The sequence below is a fragment of the Streptococcus suis genome (assembly GCF_002960445.1).
In the GTDB taxonomy this organism is placed as follows: domain Bacteria; phylum Bacillota; class Bacilli; order Lactobacillales; family Streptococcaceae; genus Streptococcus; species Streptococcus hyiners.
This window is the reverse complement of record NZ_POJD01000142.1, coordinates 356,501-375,475: the sequence shown is the minus strand read 5'-3', so window position 1 is coordinate 375,475 and position 18,975 is coordinate 356,501. Positions and strand designations below refer to the sequence as shown.

19 protein-coding genes and 1 pseudogene are annotated in these 18,975 nt (G+C 44.2%); 17 read left to right on the top strand and 3 right to left on the bottom strand.

Features of this window, described 5'->3' with window-relative positions:
• Positions 1–19: 19 nt before the first annotated feature.
• Complete coding sequence (locus C1G53_RS05710; RefSeq protein WP_105118010.1) at positions 20–1,009, bottom strand: acyltransferase family protein; 990 nt, start codon at positions 1,007–1,009, stop codon at positions 20–22.
• Between the two features lie 196 nt (positions 1,010–1,205).
• On the opposite strand from C1G53_RS05710, the gene rnc reads away from it, so the two are divergent.
• The 10 genes and pseudogenes from rnc (at position 1,206) to C1G53_RS05665 (ending at position 12,510) form a co-directional block, all read left to right on the top strand.
• Entirely contained in the window at positions 1,206–1,892 is a 687-nt protein-coding gene (gene rnc, locus C1G53_RS05705; protein ID WP_105118009.1) for a ribonuclease III, read from the top strand.
• A gap of 2 nt (positions 1,893–1,894) precedes the next feature.
• Positions 1,895–5,428: a chromosome segregation protein SMC gene (gene smc / locus C1G53_RS05700; RefSeq protein ID WP_105118008.1), complete on the top strand. Its 3,534-nt coding sequence runs from the start codon at positions 1,895–1,897 to the stop codon at positions 5,426–5,428.
• Between the two features lie 98 nt (positions 5,429–5,526).
• Positions 5,527–6,201, top strand: a complete 675-nt coding sequence (rpiA, locus tag C1G53_RS05695; protein WP_105118007.1) for a ribose-5-phosphate isomerase RpiA — start codon at positions 5,527–5,529, stop codon at positions 6,199–6,201.
• Positions 6,202–6,332: 131 nt separating this feature from the next.
• Positions 6,333–7,544 carry a phosphopentomutase gene (locus C1G53_RS05690; RefSeq protein ID WP_105118006.1) on the top strand — a complete coding sequence of 404 codons (1,212 nt, stop codon included), beginning with the start codon at positions 6,333–6,335 and terminating at the stop codon, positions 7,542–7,544.
• On the top strand, positions 7,544–7,900 hold the full coding sequence (locus C1G53_RS05685) for an arsenate reductase family protein (RefSeq protein ID WP_105118005.1): 357 nt from the start codon (positions 7,544–7,546) through the stop codon (positions 7,898–7,900). The genes C1G53_RS05690 and C1G53_RS05685 overlap by 1 nt, the downstream gene beginning before the upstream one ends.
• 11 nt (positions 7,901–7,911) lie before the next feature.
• Complete coding sequence (locus C1G53_RS05680) at positions 7,912–8,721, top strand: purine-nucleoside phosphorylase (RefSeq protein WP_105118004.1); 810 nt, start codon at positions 7,912–7,914, stop codon at positions 8,719–8,721.
• Between the two features lie 25 nt (positions 8,722–8,746).
• The gene (locus C1G53_RS13080; RefSeq protein ID WP_161941379.1) at positions 8,747–8,908 is read left to right on the top strand and encodes a hypothetical protein; all 162 of its coding nucleotides are present in this window, start codon (positions 8,747–8,749) and stop codon (positions 8,906–8,908) included.
• 21 nt (positions 8,909–8,929) lie between these two features.
• Positions 8,930–9,643: a purine-nucleoside phosphorylase gene (gene deoD / locus C1G53_RS05675; RefSeq protein ID WP_105118003.1), complete on the top strand. Its 714-nt coding sequence runs from the start codon at positions 8,930–8,932 to the stop codon at positions 9,641–9,643.
• A 110-nt stretch (positions 9,644–9,753) separates the two neighbouring features.
• Positions 9,754–10,060, top strand: a pseudogene (locus C1G53_RS13320) (HIRAN domain-containing protein).
• Positions 10,061–10,242: 182 nt separating this feature from the next.
• A complete protein-coding gene (locus tag C1G53_RS05665; protein ID WP_105118002.1) occupies positions 10,243–12,510 on the top strand; it encodes a glycogen/starch/alpha-glucan phosphorylase in 2,268 nt (755 codons plus the stop codon).
• A 30-nt stretch (positions 12,511–12,540) separates the two neighbouring features.
• Here C1G53_RS05665 and C1G53_RS05660 read toward each other — a convergent pair whose 3' ends face one another.
• Positions 12,541–13,119: a VanZ family protein gene (locus C1G53_RS05660; RefSeq protein ID WP_105118001.1), complete on the bottom strand. Its 579-nt coding sequence runs from the start codon at positions 13,117–13,119 to the stop codon at positions 12,541–12,543.
• Positions 13,120–13,215: 96 nt separating this feature from the next.
• Here C1G53_RS05660 and hemW point away from each other — a divergent pair, with 96 nt between their 5' ends.
• The 7 genes from hemW (at position 13,216) to galE (ending at position 18,469) form a co-directional block, all read left to right on the top strand.
• Positions 13,216–14,352, top strand: a complete 1,137-nt coding sequence (hemW, locus tag C1G53_RS05655; RefSeq protein ID WP_105118000.1) for a radical SAM family heme chaperone HemW — start codon at positions 13,216–13,218, stop codon at positions 14,350–14,352.
• Between the two features lie 12 nt (positions 14,353–14,364).
• On the top strand, positions 14,365–15,105 hold the full coding sequence (locus tag C1G53_RS05650; protein WP_105117999.1) for an acyl-ACP thioesterase domain-containing protein: 741 nt from the start codon (positions 14,365–14,367) through the stop codon (positions 15,103–15,105).
• Positions 15,092–15,709 carry an NUDIX hydrolase N-terminal domain-containing protein gene (locus C1G53_RS05645; protein WP_105117998.1) on the top strand — a complete coding sequence of 206 codons (618 nt, stop codon included), beginning with the start codon at positions 15,092–15,094 and terminating at the stop codon, positions 15,707–15,709. The genes C1G53_RS05650 and C1G53_RS05645 overlap by 14 nt, the downstream gene beginning before the upstream one ends.
• Positions 15,710–15,718: 9 nt before the next feature.
• Complete coding sequence (locus C1G53_RS05640) at positions 15,719–16,492, top strand: TIGR01457 family HAD-type hydrolase (RefSeq protein WP_105117997.1); 774 nt, start codon at positions 15,719–15,721, stop codon at positions 16,490–16,492.
• Positions 16,482–17,096: a TIGR01906 family membrane protein gene (locus C1G53_RS05635; RefSeq protein WP_105117996.1), complete on the top strand. Its 615-nt coding sequence runs from the start codon at positions 16,482–16,484 to the stop codon at positions 17,094–17,096. The genes C1G53_RS05640 and C1G53_RS05635 overlap by 11 nt, the downstream gene beginning before the upstream one ends.
• Positions 17,097–17,179: 83 nt before the next feature.
• Positions 17,180–17,356: a 30S ribosomal protein S21 gene (gene rpsU, locus C1G53_RS05630; RefSeq protein ID WP_000048054.1), complete on the top strand. Its 177-nt coding sequence runs from the start codon at positions 17,180–17,182 to the stop codon at positions 17,354–17,356.
• A 99-nt stretch (positions 17,357–17,455) separates the two neighbouring features.
• Complete coding sequence (gene galE, locus C1G53_RS05625; RefSeq protein WP_105117995.1) at positions 17,456–18,469, top strand: UDP-glucose 4-epimerase GalE; 1,014 nt, start codon at positions 17,456–17,458, stop codon at positions 18,467–18,469.
• Between the two features lie 87 nt (positions 18,470–18,556).
• On the opposite strand, the gene mscL is transcribed toward galE, so the two are convergent.
• On the bottom strand, positions 18,557–18,916 hold the full coding sequence (gene mscL, locus C1G53_RS05620) for a large conductance mechanosensitive channel protein MscL (RefSeq protein ID WP_105108426.1): 360 nt from the start codon (positions 18,914–18,916) through the stop codon (positions 18,557–18,559).
• Positions 18,917–18,975: the final 59 nt, after the last annotated feature.

Sequence of the window (18,975 nt, the reverse complement as noted above, 5' to 3'; positions counted from 1 at the left end):
GCTAGTCTGTTTTTGATTTTCATTGAGTATTAATGATTAACCAGCTGAGCAGTTGGCAAGTGATGATGGTGATAAAGAAGACCAGCCAACCTTTCTGTATTATGGTCAGGGAATGATTTTCTAGGAAGAAAAAGCTGACTTCGACTGGGATAACATGGATAAAATAATAGTAACTGGCATATTCCTTTAGAAATTGGAATTTTTTCTGGCGGAAGAGGTCGGTGGTTAGGGTCCAAGCGACTAGATAGGCAGTGAATGGAATTAGGCTAAATAGAAAGTTCTTGTCGTAGCCCTGATTGAGATAGATGATTGTAGCCTCAAAAGTTAAAAGAGCTATGCAGACAAGTAGTTTGGTTTTTTGTCGGTGTTGGAAAATAGGTTGATTGAGTTTGTCGGCTAGGTAAAAGCCTGTCAGGACAAAAATCGGTGCGTAGAAGAGGCCGTTGCGGCTGGTGAAAAAGAAGGTTTTGTAGCTGTCAAATGCGGTTAGTAAATCCGATTCTGCCAGGTAGGAGGAGTAGGTTTCAACTGAGCCTAGGAGATAGAGAAGACAGGCTAGACAAGCTGTGATGCGCCAGCCCCATTTCTCCAAGGAAAGATGGACGAGGACAAGACCTAGCAGGAAAGCGGGCATGTACCAGAGTTGGTAGCTGGTGCCGGTGTAGGTCAGGCCGACTAGGAGGGCGAGGGGGTAGTAGAGTAGGGGGATTTCTTGGAGGTTTAGGTAGAAGAGGTAGAAGGGTAGGTAGAGGACGGACCAGGTCAGGTACTGCTTGCTGTAGCGGATCAGGTATTGTTTGGAGAGGCTAGGGTAGTTGCGTCGGAGGAAGAAGCTGGCGGTGACCATGAAGTAGGGAACGACCATGCGACTAAAGATGGATTTTTGGATGAAGTGGAGCTGGTCTGCTTCAAATAGTCTGCGACAATGGAGTGCAATGACTAGAACAGCTCCCACGAATTGAAAGAGGGAGAGGAGCGAGGTGTTGAGTGGTTTTGGTTTGTTTTGCATGTTAACTCCCTTCGTTTTTCTTCCATTTTATCGAAAAAGGATGGATATGTAAATGTTTGCAAAAAGATGAAGAGGGCTATTTGTTGAATGTTCAGTTCCAGAAGGAAGTCCCGTGGGAAATGTGGTATAATATTAGGATGAAGTGAATTTGAAACTTCTATTTTGTAAGGATTACTCTTTAGAAAGGAGTTAGATGATGAAAGATTTACATAAAAAACTTTTGGCGGATTTTGGGATTGATTTTTCGGATTTGAATTTGTTGGAAACGGCCTTTACCCATACTTCTTATGCCAATGAGCATCGCCTTCTAAAAATTTCACATAATGAACGCTTGGAATTTTTAGGAGACGCTGTTCTCCAATTGATGATTTCCAAGTACCTCTATAAAAAATATCCGGATAGACCGGAAGGGGAGATGTCCAAGTTACGTTCGACCTTTGTTCGTGAGGAGTCCTTGGCTGGTTTTTCACGTGCCTGTGGCTTTGATAGCTTCCTTCGTCTTGGTAGAGGAGAAGAGAAGTCTGGGGGGCGCAATCGTGATACCATTTTGGGAGATGCTTTCGAGGCTTTCTTAGGAGCTCTGCTATTGGACAAGGGAGAAAAGACCGTGGAGGACTTTATTCATAAGGTCATGATTCCTCGTCTGGAAGAGGGGAATTTTGAGCGAGTAACTGACTACAAGACTGCCTTACAGGAAATCCTGCAGGTAAATGGTGAGATTGCAATTTCTTATCAGGTGGTGGCTGAATCAGGTCCTGCCCACGATAAGACCTTTGAAGTCGAGGTATCTGCAGACCAGCGTGTGATTGGTCGTGGTCGTGGTCGTTCCAAAAAGTTAGCTGAACAAGCCGCCGCCAAAAATGCTGTGGAGGCTAGAGGATAGGTATGTATCTTAAATCGATTGAAATGCAGGGCTTCAAGTCCTTCGCAGATAAGACTAAGGTAGTCTTTGACCGTGGGGTGACAGCCGTTGTAGGACCGAATGGTTCGGGCAAGTCCAATATTACAGAAAGTCTGCGTTGGGCCTTGGGGGAATCTTCTGCCAAAAGCCTGCGTGGAGGTAAGATGCCGGATGTCATCTTTGCGGGAACAGAAAGCCGTAAGCCTCTTAATTATGCTTCCGTTGTCGTAACCTTGGATAATAGCACAGGTTTTATTGCTAATAAGAATAAAGAAATCAAGGTAGAACGCCATATTTATCGGTCTGGGGATAGCGAATACTTGATAGATGGTCAGAAGGTTCGTCTGCGGGATATTCACGATCTCTTCATGGATACTGGTTTGGGGCGTGATTCCTTTTCTATCATCTCGCAAGGACGGGTTGAGGCTATTTTTAATTCCAAGCCAGAAGAACGCAGAGCTATATTCGAAGAGGCTGCTGGTGTTTTAAAATACAAGACCCGTAAGAAAGAAACGGAGAGCAAGCTAGCACAGGCTCAAGGAAATTTGGACCGTTTAGACGATATTATCTATGAATTGGACAATCAGGTCAAACCCTTGGAGAAACAGGCGCTAACGGCTAAACAATTCTTGGAACTGGATGGCCAACGTAAGGAGCTGTATCTGGATGTTTTGGTTGCTCAGTTGACAAAGGGTAAAGAAGCTTTGACTGGCAAGGAAAGCGAACTTGAAGTAGTTAAGTCAGAATTAGCAAGCTACTACCAACAACGTTCAGAGCTTGAGCAAGAAAACCAGTCCTTAAAAGAAAAACGCCATCGCTTATCCGAGCAAATGGAGCGTGAACAGGCTGTTTTGCTGGATTTGACCAAGTTAATTAGTGACCTGGAACGAAAAATTGACCTTCATAAGTTAGAAAGCAGTCAGAATGAGTCCAGTCGACAAGAAGCTCAGTCGCGTTTAGAAACCCTGGTTGCGAAGCGAGGACAACTGGAAGAGGAAATTGTTCTCAAGCAGGAAAGTCAGGAAAGGTTGGGAGCTTCCTTGTCCAAATTGAAAAAGGAAATTGCTTCGGTTGATAAGGAGATTTCCTATTTCTCAGAAGATCCGGATCAGGTATTGGATCACCTGCGTGAGCAGTATGTCGCCCTCATGCAGGAAGAGGCTGAAGCATCAAACCGCTTGACCAAGATTCAGCAGGATATTGCCAATCAAATCAGCTTATCAGAAAGTAAATCTGCTGACCTAGCACGTTTACAGACAGAAAAACAGACAGCTCAAGAAGAATTGGCTAAGAGCCAGGTAGCCGCAGAAGAGGCTGACCAAGTCTTGCGGGGTTTGCTCACATCCTATCAGACCAAGAAAGAAGAGCTTGAACAGGCTCAGGCTGCCTATCAGGCTGAACAAAATCGCTTGTTTGATCTAATTGATCAATTGAAGGGCAAGCAGGCTCGCCAGTCAAGTTTGGAGGCTATCTTAAAAAATCACTCTAATTTCTACGCAGGGGTCAAGGCTGTCTTGCAGGCTTCGTCTAGTCTGGGTGGCATCATCGGGGCAGTCAGTGAGCAATTGACTTTCGATACTCGTTACCAGACGGCTTTGGAAATTGCTCTTGGAGGAGCTAGCCAAAACGTTATCGTCGAAGACGAGGCGACAGCCAAGCGAGCGATTGCTTTCTTGAAGGAAAAACGTCAAGGACGGGCTACCTTCTTACCTTTGACCACTATCAAGCCTCGTCAATTGTCCAGTCAGCAACTTGCCCTACTTCAAACCTCAGATGGTTTCTTAGGGATGGCCAGTGACCTCGTGACCTATCAACCAAATCTAGATGCTATTTTCCAAAATTTATTAGGTACTATTGCGATTTTTGATAGCATTGACCATGCCAATCAGGCGGCGCGTGCGACCAAGTTTCAGGTTCGTATGGTGACCATGGACGGTGCTGAAATCCGTCCTGGCGGCGCCTTTGCGGGTGGTAGCAATCGAAACAACAGCACCACTTTCATTAAGCCTGAACTCGATGCTCTTTTAGGAGAAATAGCAGAGCTGTCTAGCCAGTTGAAAGAGCAAGAAAACTTGGTGGCGACTAAGAAGACAAGTCTAGACCACGTCAGAGAAAGTCTGGAAACCATCAAGACTGAGGGGGAAGAGGCTAGACTGAGCCAGCAGAGTGCAAGGATTCATCAAGAACAGGCAGAAAATCGTCTAGCTCAGGTGACAGCCCAGTATGACTTACAAATGAGTCAGGTCAGCCCAAGCATTTTGACTGAGTTAGAAGATGAAGCTAGCAAGGAAGAAATCAGTCTTCAAACCTTGACAGAGAAAAAACAAGCCTTAGACAATCAAATCAATCAGGTAAGGGATAATCGCGACAGCATCCAAGAAAGTCTGCAGAAGCTACAAAGTCAGAAAGGTCAATTGACCTTGGAGCAGGCAGAAGTTTCTAGTCAGCTACGCTTTGAACAGACAGACCTTGGTCGTTTACAGGAAGAAAAAGGGACTACTGAAAAGGAAATCTCTATCCTGGAAGACCTGATTAACCAGAAAGTTGAGGCTTTAGAGGATACTAGTATTGAGGTTTTGGAAGAGCAACTACAGGCTGCAACTGATAAGCAAAGCCAAACCAATCAGATTCAAATCCGCTTGAAATTTGAGCTGGAAGATATTGACGGTCAGTTTGAAGACTTGGAAGGTCGTTTGGACCAGGCTCGTTTGAAAAATGATGACCTCATTCGCAAGCAGGCCAAGCTGGAAGCTGATTGTGAGCAGGCTGGAGATCGGCTACGGACCTTACTTGGTCATTTGACAGAGCATTTCAAATTGAGCTTTGAAGCGGCTCAGGACCAGGCAAACGAAGTAGAGAATTTGCCTCTGGCTGAACAAACCTTGAAAGAATTGGAGAGGGCTATTCGTGCCTTGGGACCAGTCAACTTGGACGCCATTGAGCAGTATGATGAGGTCAATAACCGTCTGACCTTCCTCAATGAACAACGGACGGATATTTTGTCGGCGCGTGATTTGCTCTTGAATACCATTCATGAAATGGATGATGAAGTCAAAGAACGCTTTAAGGTCACCTTTGAAGCCATTCGCGAAAGCTTTAAGCAGACTTTCAGACAGATGTTTGGCGGTGGTTCTGCGGACTTGATATTGACCGAGCAGGATATTTTGACTGCGGGTGTCGAGATTTCAGTTCAGCCTCCGGGTAAGAAAATCCAATCGCTCAACCTCATGTCAGGTGGCGAAAAAGCCCTCTCGGCCCTCGCTCTGCTATTTTCCATTATCCGCGTCAAGACCATTCCTTTTGTCATCTTGGACGAGGTGGAGGCGGCCTTGGACGAGGCCAATGTCAAGCGTTTCGGGGACTATCTCAATCGCTTTGACAAGGATAGTCAGTTTATCGTCGTGACCCACCGAAAAGGGACCATGGCGGCAGCGGATGCCATGTATGGGGTGACCATGCAGGAATCTGGTGTGTCCAAGATTGTTTCCGTGAAGCTGAAAGATGTGGAGAAATTATGATGGGGCAGGTTTTGTCCCCCTTCTTGTAGAAATCAGTAGGCAGAATTTTCTATCCATGCTATAATGAATGTAAACGGTTTAGCTGAAAGGAGCAATTCATGACGAATTTAAAGGAACAAGTTGGAATTGAGGCGGCGGATTTTGTGAGGGATGGTATGATTGTTGGCTTGGGAACAGGGTCAACGGCCTACTATTTTGTCCAAGAAATCGGTCGTCGGGTGCAGGAAGAAGGCTTGCAGATTACTGGTGTAACGACCTCTCATGCCACTGCAGACCATGCAGCTTCTTTAGGAATTCCTTTAAAGAATATAGATGAAGTTGACTATGTAGATTTGACAGTTGATGGAGCTGATGAAGTTGACGGAGCCTTCAATGGTATTAAGGGTGGGGGAGCCGCCCTGCTCATGGAGAAGGTGGTTGCGGTCAACAGCAAGGACAGTATCTGGATTGTGGATGAATCCAAGGTAGTTGATACCCTTGGTGCCTTCAAGTTGCCAGTGGAAGTGGTGCAATATGGTTCTGAAAATCTCTTCCGTCACTTCGAGAAAAAGGGCTATCGCCCAAGTTTTCGGATGAAGGATGGTCAGAAACATGTGACAGATATGAAGAATTTCATCATTGACCTTGATTTGCAACGGATTGAAGATAGCTATGCTCTGGCTGACGAACTGGATAAGACAGTCGGTGTCGTGGAACATGGGCTTTTCATAGGCTTGATTTCTAAGGTCATTGTTGGCACCCCACAAGGACCAAAAATTCTTGAAAAGAAATAAAGTGAAAACGCTTCTCATTTTTATTTAATGGGGAGCGTTTTTATGGTATAATGAAAAGACGAACAATGGAACCTGTATGTGCAACTCGGTAGTTCACTCATAAATACAAGTTCCTAGAAAAAGGAGTTCTTATGTCTAAATTTAAACGCATTCACCTGGTAGTTATGGATTCTGTCGGAATTGGTGCGGCACCAGATGCAGACAAGTTTTTCAACGCTGGGATTGCGGACACGGAGTCTGACACCCTCGGCCACATCTCTGAAAAAGCAGGTCTTGCTGTGCCAAACATGGCGAAGATTGGTCTTGGAAACATCCCTCGTGACACAGCCCTTGCGACTGTTCCTGCTGAAAGTCATCCAACTGGCTACGTGACCAAGTTGGAAGAAGTGTCACTTGGAAAAGACACCATGACAGGTCACTGGGAAATCATGGGGCTTAATATCACAGAGCCATTCGATACTTTCTGGGACGGTTTCCCAGAAGAAATTTTGGTAAAAATCGAAGAATTTTCAGGACGCAAAATCATCCGCGAGGCAAATAAGCCCTATTCAGGTACAGCTGTTATTGATGACTTTGGTCCTCGCCAAATGGAAACTGGGGAGTTAATTGTCTATACTTCCGCAGACCCTGTGCTTCAGATTGCAGCCCACGAAGACATTATTCCACTGGATGAATTGTACCGTATCTGCGAATACGCTCGTTCCATCACCCTTGAACGTCCAGCATTGCTCGGTCGTATCATCGCCCGTCCATACGTTGGTGAGCCAGGTAATTTCTCACGGACTGCCAACCGTCATGACTATGCCGTGTCACCATTTGAAGCAACTGTTCTCAACAAGCTTGCGGATGCAGGCGTGCCAACTTATTCTGTCGGCAAAATCAGCGACATTTTCAACGCATCAGGCATTACTAACGACATGGGCCACACCAAGTCAAATATGCACGGTGTAGATGTCTTGATTGAAACCTTGCAGTTAGCTGACTTTGAGAAAGGTTTCTCGTTTACCAACTTGGTTGACTTCGACGCTGTTTATGGTCACCGTCGTGACATCGAAGGCTATCGCGATTGCTTGCAGGAATTTGATGCCCGCATTCCAGAAATTATTGAGCACATGCGTGAGGATGACCTGCTCTTGATTACGGCTGACCATGGAAATGACCCTGCCTATGCAGGTACAGACCATACCCGTGAGTATGTGCCACTCTTGGCTTATAGCAAGTCCTTCACAGGAAGTGGTGTCTTGCCAGTCGGACATTTTGCGGACATTTCAGCGACTATCGCTGAAAACTTCGGTGTCGAAAAAGCCATGATTGGCGAGAGCTTCTTAGGAGCCCTGGTCTAATGGAACAACTGACGGTCTATTACAATCCCAACTGTAGCAAATGTAAGAAATTACAAGTTTTATTGCCCAGTCAAGACCTGGACATCAAATGGGTTAATTATCTAGAACATCCATTAACAGAGGTAGAGTTGACAGCTCTTTTGAAAAAAATGTGCAGTCAGCCCTCTGCAGTCATTCGATTGACGGAAGAAGAGCGAGCGGGTTTGTCAGAAGAAGAGCTCTTTGCACGTTTAGTGGAAGAGCCTGCTCTTCTCAACCGTCCTATTATCGAGCGTGAAAAGACAGCCTTTCTCTGTCGTCCCCTCGACATCATCAAGGAAAAAATGCCAGAATATGACTGGTCGGATTATGTATAAAAGGAGAAATTATGAGTTTACTAGCAAAAATCAATGAAACAAAAACCTTCTTAGAAGAAAAAGGTTTGGTTAAACCAGAATTTGGTTTGATCTTGGGCTCAGGTTTGGGCGAATTAGCGGAAGAAGTAGAAAATGCTATCGTGATTGATTACGCGGACATTCCAAACTGGGGCAAGTCAACGGTTGTAGGTCACGCTGGTAAGTTGGTCTACGGTGATTTGGCAGGTCGTAAGGTCTTAGCTCTTCAAGGTCGTTTCCATTTCTACGAAGGCAATCCTATGGAAGTCGTGACCTTCCCAGTCCGTGTTATGAAAGCTCTTGGCTGTGAAGGCGTGATTGTAACCAATGCCGCAGGTGGTATCGGCTACGGTCCAGGCACCCTTATGGCCATTACAGACCACATCAACATGACTGGTCAAAATCCGCTGATTGGCGAAAACTTGGAAGAATTTGGTCCACGTTTCCCAGATATGTCCAATGCCTACACCAAAGAATACCGTGAAAAAGCTCATGCCGTTGCGGAAAAATTGGGTATCAAGTTGGACAATGGTGTCTACCTCGGCGTGACAGGTCCTACCTATGAAACACCTGCAGAAATCTTGGCCTTCAAGACTATGGGTGCCCATGCAGTCGGTATGTCAACGGTACCAGAAGTTATCGTGGCAGCTCACTCAGGTATGAAAGTCTTGGGTATTTCTGCTATCACAAACTTTGCGGCTGGTTTCCAATCTGAACTCAACCACGAAGAAGTCGTAGAAGTAACCGAGCAAATCAAGGGCAACTTCAAAGGCTTGGTCAAGGCTATCTTGGCAGAGTTGTAAGATTGTCAAGAAGAGTGTGTACAGTATGAAACCTTTTAATCCAGATAAATGGATACTGATTGGTATTCTTTTGATGGCGATAGTAGCTGTCGCCTACCTCTTTTTCAAACCTGTCCACAGTATCCCTTATATCGCTACTACTACCTTGCTCTTCATCTTGCTTCAAAGTAAAAATAAGAAAAAATAATTGAGAAAAGGAAAGCTCTATATGTCAATCCATATTTCCGCAAAACCAGGCGAAATCGCTGATAAGATTTTGCTTCCTGGTGATCCACTTCGTGCTAAATTTATCGCTGAAAACTTCCTTGAAGATGCAGTCTGCTTCAACCAAGTCCGCAATATGTTCGGCTACACAGGTACCTATAAAGGTCATCGTGTCTCAGTCATGGGAACTGGTATGGGAATGCCATCTATCTCTATCTACGCCCACGAGCTCATCAATGACTATGGTGTGAAAAAACTCATCCGTGTAGGTACTGCCGGTTCTTTAAACAAGGATGTGCATGTTCGTGAATTGGTTTTGGCTCAGGCAGCAGCGACCAACTCTCGTATGATCAACATTGATTGGCCAGAATATGACTTGCCACAGATTGCTAGCTTTAATCTCTTGGATAAGGCCTATCATATTGCTAAAGAGCTCAATATTACTACTCATGTGGGCAATGTTCTATCTTCAGATAGTTTCTACTCACCAAAACTCTTCAGTCGTAACTTGGAACTGGGGCAAATCGGTGTTAAGGCAGTCGAAATGGAAGCAGCAGCCCTCTACTACTTGGGTGCTAAATTCGGTGTCGAAACACTTGCTATCATGACCATTTCAGATAGCTTGGTCAATCCAGAAGAAGACACCACAGCAGAAGAGCGTCAAAACACCTTCACAGACATGATGAAGGTCGGCTTGGAAACTCTGATTGCAGAATAAGCTGAACGATTTTACTATGGAGGCTGCTTATGACGTTTGCAAATTTTGAACCGACACGGCATGTTGAAGATTTTCATTTGGCAGGATTTGCTTACTAGTCAGACAGTCCAGTGGACTATCTGAGCTCGCTCCTTGAAAACGAGAAGGGAGCGATGGTTAAAAGAGTTGAAGCTGGGCGCTTCCTTAGAAATGCTTGCAGAACCGACCAATCCCTATGATTCAGAGGCTGTTGTAATTCTGTATCAAGGGAAAAAGCTAGGCTACATTCCCAAGCATAAGAATAGCTTGATTAGTCGTATGTTATTCTATGGACATGGTGACATTCTTGAAGCCCGCGTTCAAATGATTGATTTGACTGAACACCCTGAGCGTCAACTTCGTGTGGTTGTAAAATTTAAAGATAATCGCAAAAAATAAGGGACAGGGCTAATCAGTCCATTCTGAATGCTATAGAATAAAAAGGCGAACTATATACAGGATGGTATAATAGCTTGCCTTTTTTCGTTAAATAGGGTATAATTATCATATAGAAAACGTTTACAAAAAAACAAGAAACGTTTCTGAATGATTACATTAACATATACAAAAGGAGATAAGCAGTGATTAACTTACAAAATTTTGTCCAATCCATGTATGCCAAGCGTATCGAGGACTGTTCCGACCATGAACTCTATTATGCTTTGCTCGCATTTACAAAGCAACAGAGTGAAGCAAAATACACCAATGAGCAGAAGAAAAAGGTCTACTACATTTCTGCGGAATTCTTGATTGGTAAACTCTTGTCTAACAACTTGATTAACTTGGGTGTTTACGATGAGGTGAAAAGCCAGTTAGCAGCTGCAGGTAAGGACTTGATTGCCATTGAAGATGTGGAGATGGAGCCATCTCTTGGTAACGGTGGTTTGGGTCGTTTGGCAGCCTGCTTCCTTGATTCCATTGCTAGTCTTGGTCTTAACGGAGATGGTGTTGGTCTTAACTACCACTTCGGTCTTTTCCGTCAGTTGTTTGAATACCACCAACAATCGGCAGTGCCAAATGAATGGATTACGCCACGCTCTTGGTTGACCGAGTCACCAATTTCTTATCAAGTACCTTTCGCTAACTTTACTTTGACGTCTAAGTTGTACGATATCGATGTACCTGGTTATAAGACAGAGCGTAAGAATCGTCTGCGCTTGTTTGACCTTGGTTCTGTTGATGACAATATCATCTACGATGGGATTGAATTTGATAAGGAAGATATTTTCCGCAACTTAACTCTCTTCCTTTACCCAGATGATTCAACGGATGAAGGTAAAGTTCTCCGTATCTTCCAGCAATATTTCATGGTGTCAAACGCAGCCCAACTCTTGATTGACGAAGCAGTAGCCAAAGGTTCAAACCTCCATGACTTGCCAGACTATGCAGTAGTGCAAATCAATGATACTCACCCATCCCTTGTCATTCCAGAATTGATTCGTTTGTTGGAACTTCGTGGTATTTCCTTTGATGATGCAATCGAAATTGTTAAGAAGATGACTGCCTATACCAACCACACTATCTTGTCTGAAGCCCTTGAAAAATGGCCACTTGATTTCTTGAATCGTGTGGTGCCACACTTGGTGCCGTTTATCGAGGAATTGGACCGTCGAGCAAAAGAGGTGAAAAATGACCCAGCGGTTAATATCATCGATGAACATGGCCGTGTCCATATGGCCCACATGGATATTCACTATGGATACTCGATCAACGGTGTGGCAGCCCTCCATACAGAGATTTTGAAAACTTCAGAGTTGAAAGCCTTCTACGAGCTCTATCCAGAGAAGTTTAACAACAAGACAAATGGTATTACCTTCCGCCGTTGGCTCATGCATGCTAACCCAAGCCTAGCTAGCTACCTGGATGGTTTGCTTGGACATGGATATCACCACGATGCTAGCGAGTTGGAAAAACTCTTGGACCACAAAGATAGTAAAGAATTGAAGAAATGGTTGGAAGAAACCAAGCAGCACAACAAGCGTAAACTACAACGTCATATTACCAAAACTCAAGGTGTACATGTCAATCCAGAGTCCATCTTTGATGTGCAAATCAAGCGTATGCACGAGTACAAGCGTCAACAGATGAATGTCCTCTATGTGATCCATAAGTATCTGGATATCAAGGCTGGCAATATTCCAACTCGTCCACTTACTGTCTTCTTCGGTGGAAAGGCAGCGCCAGCCTACACAACTGCCCAAGACATCATTCACTTGATTTTGGTCTTGTCACAGGTTATTAAAAATGATCCAGAAGTGGCACCACACTTGCAGCTGGTTATGATTGAAAACTACAATGTAACCGAAGCAAGCTTCATCATCCCAGCGGCAGATATTTCAGAACAGATTTCTCTTGCATCCAAAGAGGCATCAGGTACTGGTAACATGAAATTCATGCTCAACGGCGCCTTAACTATCGGTACAGACGACGGTGCAAACGTGGAAATTCATGAGTTGGTCGGTGATGAAAATATCTATATTTTCGGTCAAGATAGCCAAACTGTTATTGACCACTATGCAAATGGAACTTACCATCCATATGCATTCTACGAACGAGATGCTATCCGTCCATTGATCGACTTCATCACATCTGATACCATTCGTCATGCTGGAGGTATTGATGAACGCCTCTGGCGCTTGCAGGACAACCTCAAGCATAATGACCACTTCATGACCTTGCTAGACTTGGAAGACTACATTGAAACTAAGGAAAGAATGTTGGCAGACTACGAAGACCGTGACAGCTGGTTGGACAAAGTCATCGTTAACATCGCCAAAGCAGGCTTCTTCTCATCTGACCGTACTATCCAACAGTACAATGAAGATATCTGGCATTTGGAAGCTAAGTAAATAATATAAATTAAAAATGACCTTGCGGGGTCATTTTTTCTGTATTCTATTTTTGAAAGCTTGAGCCATTGCGGATTGCCCCAAGAAGTTTCCAAGGGCAAAACCAGAGGTGTTGAGCAAGATGTCACCAAGGTCAAAGAAGCCCAGTGAACAGAAGAATTGACAAGCTTCAACCAGTAAAATAGCCCCTACAAAGAGAGAAAGTTTTTTCCAAGAAAATGAAAAAAGCAACCCAAGTGGTAAAAAAAGTAAGAGATTAAAGACCAATATAGCAGGATTGAGAAATAGGTCTTGAGAGAAGGTGCTAAGGAGATCCCAGTTGACACCTCTGACGCCCATGCTTTTGAAAAAGAGAAGATAGACTAGCAGAAGCCCGTAGCAAGCGTAGAAAAACCAAAGTGTCAGTCGCGAAATGTGGGGCTTATAGACAAGTCGAAATAGGGTAAAGCAAGATCCGGTCATTAACAGGATTGCGGCAAGTGTCGGCCAAAAATCAACCGTCATGAATATGGCAGTGAACTGGTAAAAGAGAAAGGTCATGAAGAGCCAGCGACAGAGCAGAAATGACAGGATCAGGTTAATACAGTCATAGATAGCTTCTTTTCTCATAGAGGGCCTCCTTTTTATTTCATTATATCATTATTTGAGGGGGAGGGTAAAGTATCTAGAAAATAATTTCACTGACAGTGTGCTATAATAGTTGGTATGAAAAAACGACCGACATCTGCTTATATCCACATTCCATTTTGTACCCAGATTTGTTACTACTGTGACTTTTCCAAGGTCTTTATCAAGAATCAGCCAGTTGACGAGTATTTGGCTGCCCTCATGGAAGAGGTCAAGTTTTACGACCTGCCAGCCCTTAAGACCCTCTACATCGGAGGCGGAACACCGTCGGCTCTCTCGGCAGACCAGTTGGATTACCTTTTGACCAATCTGGAGGAACTATTGGACTTGTCGAAGGTGGAAGAATTCACTATTGAGGCCAATCCAGGTGACTTGACGGCGGACAAGATTGCAGTGCTAAAAAAATCCAAGTGTAATCGGGTGTCGCTAGGTGTCCAGACCTTTGACGATCGGATGTTGAAAAAAATCGGTCGTAGCCACAACCAGGCCCAGATTTATGAAACCATTGCAGCCCTCAAGGAAGCGGGTTTTTACAACATTTCCATTGACCTGATTTATGCCCTGCCTGGTCAGACCATGGAGCAGGTGGTGGACAATGTTGCCAAGGCCTTGGAGCTGGACATTCCCCACATGAGCCTCTATAGCTTGATTTTGGAGAACCACACGGTCTTCATGAACCGCCAACGCCGGGGCAACCTCCATCTGCCCAACGAAGATGTGGAGTCCGATATGTTCGACTACATCCTTCAGGAGTTGGAGAAAAACGGCTTTGAGCACTACGAAATCTCCAACTTCACCAAACCTGGTTTTGAAAGCCGTCACAACCTCATGTACTGGGACAACTCCGAGTACTATGGTCTAGGAGCTGGAGCCTCAGGCTACATCGACGGCATGCGCTACCGCAACCGCGGCCCCATTCAGCACTACCTCAAGTCCATCCGTGAAAAAGGCCATTCTCGCTTACACGAAGAATTCCTCAGCCAGACCGAGCAGATGGAAGAAGAAATGTTTTTAGGGCTACGGAAAAAAACTGGCGTGTCCATTGAGCGATTCGAAGAAAAGTTTGGTATCTCCTTTGAAGACCGCTATGGTCAGGTGGTCAAAGACTTGAAAAATGAAGGTCTTATACAAGAAGAAGACCGTTGGCTTCGGATGACCAAAAAAGGATTGTTTCTTGGCGACACAGTTGCCGAACGTTTCATTATAGAAGATTAGAAAGAGGACACAATGGGACAAACCTACCAAGAAAACTTCACAATTCCCTTTGATATGTGTGATGTGAAGCAGGCTGTCAAACTGCCTGACTTGATTTCCTATTGTCTGGGGCTTTCTGGCCGACAGTCAGAGGAACTAGGGCGCAGTGACCTCTATGTTTTTCAGGAATTTGGCTTGATTTGGGTGGTGACGGATTATGAACTGACTATTCAAGCCCTACCCAAGTACAATGAAACCATTGTCATTAAAACAGAAGCGGTTGCCTACAACAAGTTTTTCTGTCATCGGATGTTTTACATCTACGATGCAGCAGGCAATCTTTTGTTGGACATTCTCTGCTATTTTGTCTTGATTGATTTTGAGAGCCGCAAGGTTGCCCCTGTTCCAGAAGCCTTGATTGCTCCTTATCAGTCTGAGCAGGTCAAGAAATTGCCACGGGCTCCCAGGTATCAACTCTTGGAAAAACCATCTGTCCAAGAATTCCCTGTTCGCTATTTTGACTTGGACATGAATGGTCATGTCAATAATGGCAAGTATTTGGAATGGATGTATGAAGCACTGGGCTATGATTTTCTGCTCTGCCATGTTCCTAAAAAAATCCAACTCAAGTATCTCAAGGAGGTAGAGGCGACTAGCTTGGTGAGTTCACGCATGGTGACAAAAGCTGGTGTCAGCCAGCATGAGATTGTGGTAGATGGACATATCCATGCGCAAGCTGTCATAAAATGGAGGGAAAGTCATGTCGCAGGATAAGTGGTTGGAATGGGCCGTACGTTTACAAGCCTTGGCTCAGACAGGCTTGGCCTATGGAAAAGATGTTTATGACATGGAACGATTTGAGGAAATCAGACAGATTGCGGCGGAGATGTTAGTAGAACCGTCTGGGCAGCCCTTGGAAGTAGTGAAAGACTTGTTTTGCAATGAAACAGGCTATCAGACACCCAAGCTGGATACCCGCGCAGCCATTTTCCAAGAGGATAAAATCCTACTGGTCCAGGAAAACGATGGGCTCTGGTCCTTACCAGGTGGTTGGTGCGATGTGGACCAGTCTGTCAAGGACAATGTGGTGAAAGAGGTCAAGGAAGAAGCGGGGCTGGATGTGGAGGCTCTGCGAGTCGTTGCGATTTTGGACAAGCACAAGAACAATCCTGCCAAGTCTGCCCACCGTGTGATCAAGGTCTTTATTCTATGCCGACTTCATGGCGGAGAATTTCAGCCCAATTCGGAAACAGTTGCCAGCGGCTTTTTCAGCTTAGACGATTTACCGCCGCTCTCGCTTGGGAAAAATACAGCTGAGCAGTTAGCACTTTGCTTGGAAGCCAGTCGATCTGAGCACTGGGAAACACGATTCGATTAAGGAGAAAGTATGACCTATCAAGGCTATTTGATTGATTTAGACGGAACTATTTATGAGGGGAAGAAACGAATTCCAGCTGGTGAACGGTTTATTCATGGCTTGCAGGAGCGCAACATTCCCTATCTCTTTGTGACCAACAATACCACCCGTCGTCCTGAGATGGTGCAGGCTATGTTGGCGGAGAATTTTAATATCGAAACACCGCTTGAAACCATCTATACAGCCAGTCTGGCGACAGTAGATTATATGAATGACTTGGGGCGGGAAAAGACTGTCTATGTCATTGGAGAAGACGGGCTCAAGTCTGCCATTTTTGAGGCTGGTTATGTGGAAGATACGGGAAATCCAGCCTATGTTGTTGTCGGTTTGGATACTCAGTTGACCTATGAAAAACTAACCATTGCCACCTTGGCTATTCAAAAGGGAGCGACCTTTATCGGTACTAATCCTGATTTGAACATTCCGACGGAGCGAGGTCACCTGCCGGGTGCTGGTTCATTGATTGCACTCTTGAAAGCTGCGACCCGTGTTGAGCCGATCTTTATTGGCAAGCCCGAAGCCATTATCATGGACAAGGCTCTGGAGATTTTGGGAACAGAAAGAAGTCAGACAGTTATGGTGGGGGATAACTACCTGACGGATATTCGTGCAGGGATTGACAATGGTTTCCCAACCTTATTGGTCTTGACTGGCTTCACTAAACCAGAAGAAGTAGCAGACTTACCCCTTGCTCCGACCCATGTCCTCAACAGCCTAGATGAATGGAGTTTTGATGAGAACTAAGTTACAGATTATCGGAACGATTTTATTTGTCTTGTCGGCAGCAGTTCTAGGAACCATCTATCTAGCTTGGCTAGTTTATCCGCTTGAGATTTCTTTTTTGGGGTTGGAAAAAGTTGTTTACATGAAGTCATCAGATATTTCCTATAATTTTAATATCTTGATGACCTATCTGACCAATCCATTTGCAAGTGTTTTAGACATGCCAAATTTTTCCTCTTCAGCTGATGGTCTGAAACATTTTGCGGATGTCAAGCATCTCTTTCACCTAGCTCAAGGCATTTTCCTGATTAGTTTGCCTGCGGTTTTCTATTTTTGGAAAGAAGTGGTGCGAAAAGGCTATGGCAAGCTCTATCAGAAAGTATTTATGTGGATGGCTCTTACTCCTGTGATGATTGCAGTGATGGGCGTGTTGATCGGTTTTGACAGTTTCTTTGTTCTTTTTCATCATCTGCTATTTCCAGGTGATTCGACCTGGCTCTTTGACCCGCTGAAAGATCCGGTTATTTATATACTTCCACAGGATTTTTTCCTTCATTGCTTTATTCTCTTTTTCATCCTATATGAAGTGCTCTCTTTGCTGTGGCTCAGGATGGTTAAAAAATAACATTAGCCAAGAAAAACCTCTTGACAATGTGGTGAATTTACAGTAAAATAAGTAAGACTTTGAAATTGAGGGGAGTGAAAATAATGTCAAAAACAGTAGTACGCAAGAACGAATCACTTGATGATGCTCTTCGTCGTTTCAAACGTGCGGTTACTAAAGCTGGTACTCTTCAAGAAACACGCAAACGCGAATTCTACGAGAAACCATCTGTAAAACGCAAACGTAAATCAGAAGCAGCTCGCAAGCGTAAAAAATTCTAATTGAATTTGAACAGCCTGAGGGCTGTTTTTTGTTTACTTTTCAACCTGTCTAACTTATAATAGGTATATAAAATATTGTCCAAGTGAAAAGGAGTATATATGAGTATCTTGGTTACAGGTGGAGCTGGCTATATTGGTAGTCATACCGTTGTGGAGTTGTTGAAGTTGGGAAAAGACGTTGTCATCGTAGATAATCTCTCCAACTCAAGTATTTTGGTTTTGGATCGTATCGAAACCATCACTGGCAAACGTCCAACTTTCTATGAATTGGATGTAGCAAATAAGGTTGCCTTGCGTGAGGTTTTTGAAAAAGAAAGTATTGAGGCAGCAATTCACTTTGCTGGCTACAAGGCGGTTGGTGAATCTGTTGAAAAACCAGTCATGTATTATGAAAATAATATCATGTCTACTTTGGCTTTGGTGGAAGTTATGGCAGAGTTTGGTGTCAAGAAGATTGTCTTCTCATCCAGCGCAACGGTTTATGGCCTTAACAATCCATCGCCTTTGGTTGAAACCATGCCAACTAGCGCAACTAACCCTTATGGTTACACAAAAGTCATGTTGGAACAAATCCTGCGTGATGTAGAAGTGGCAGATAAGGAATGGAGCATTGCTCTTCTCCGTTATTTCAACCCAATCGGTGCCCATGAATCAGGTTTAATCGGTGAAGATCCAGCTGGTATTCCAAACAACCTCATGCCGTTTGTGGCTCAAGTTGCTGTTGGCAAACGTCCAGAACTCAGCGTCTTTGGTAATGACTATGATACAGTGGATGGAACAGGTATTCGTGACTATATCCACGTCATTGACTTGGCTCTTGGTCACATCAAGGCGCTGGAAAAAATCTCAACGACAGCAGGTGTCCATACCTATAACCTTGGTTCTGGTCAAGGAACCAGTGTTTTAGAACTGGTTCAGGCTTTTGAAAAAGTGAACGGTGTACCGGTACCTTATAAAATCGTTGACCGTCGTCCGGGTGATGTAGCGACCTGCTATGCTAATGCCGATAAAGCTTTGGCAGAACTTAATTGGAAAACAGAGAAAACAATTGAGGATATGTGTCGAGATACATGGAACTGGCAGTCTAAAAATCCAAATGGATATGAAGGATAAGAAAAGATGTGAGTTTTGGCTCACATCTTATTTTTGTCATAGTACAAAAGAAAAACAGGCACAGGGCCTGTTTCACTATCTTATTGATTATTTTTTCAACAAGTCGCGGATTTCTGCAAGCAATTCTTCTTGAGTTGGACCAGCAGGAGCTGCTTCTTTCTTAGGCATTGCTTTTTCAGCAGCCTTAACGATGAAGAACAAAACAGTACCGATGATCAAGAAGTTGATAACAGCGCTCAAGAAGTTACCATAAGTAACACCATTCCAGCTCAAGTCAGCAATTTTATCTGCGCCAGCAGCTTTCAAAGCTGGTGTAAGCAACAATGGTGTGATCAAGTCAGCAACGAATGAATCGATGATGGCTTTGAAGGCAGCACCAAAAATTACTGCAACTGCAAGGTCAATAACGTTACCTTGGAACAAAAACGCTTTTAAATCTTTCAACATATCCTAAATATGTCCTTTCATAAAAAAATTTTACTCTATCTATTATAAACATAAAAAAA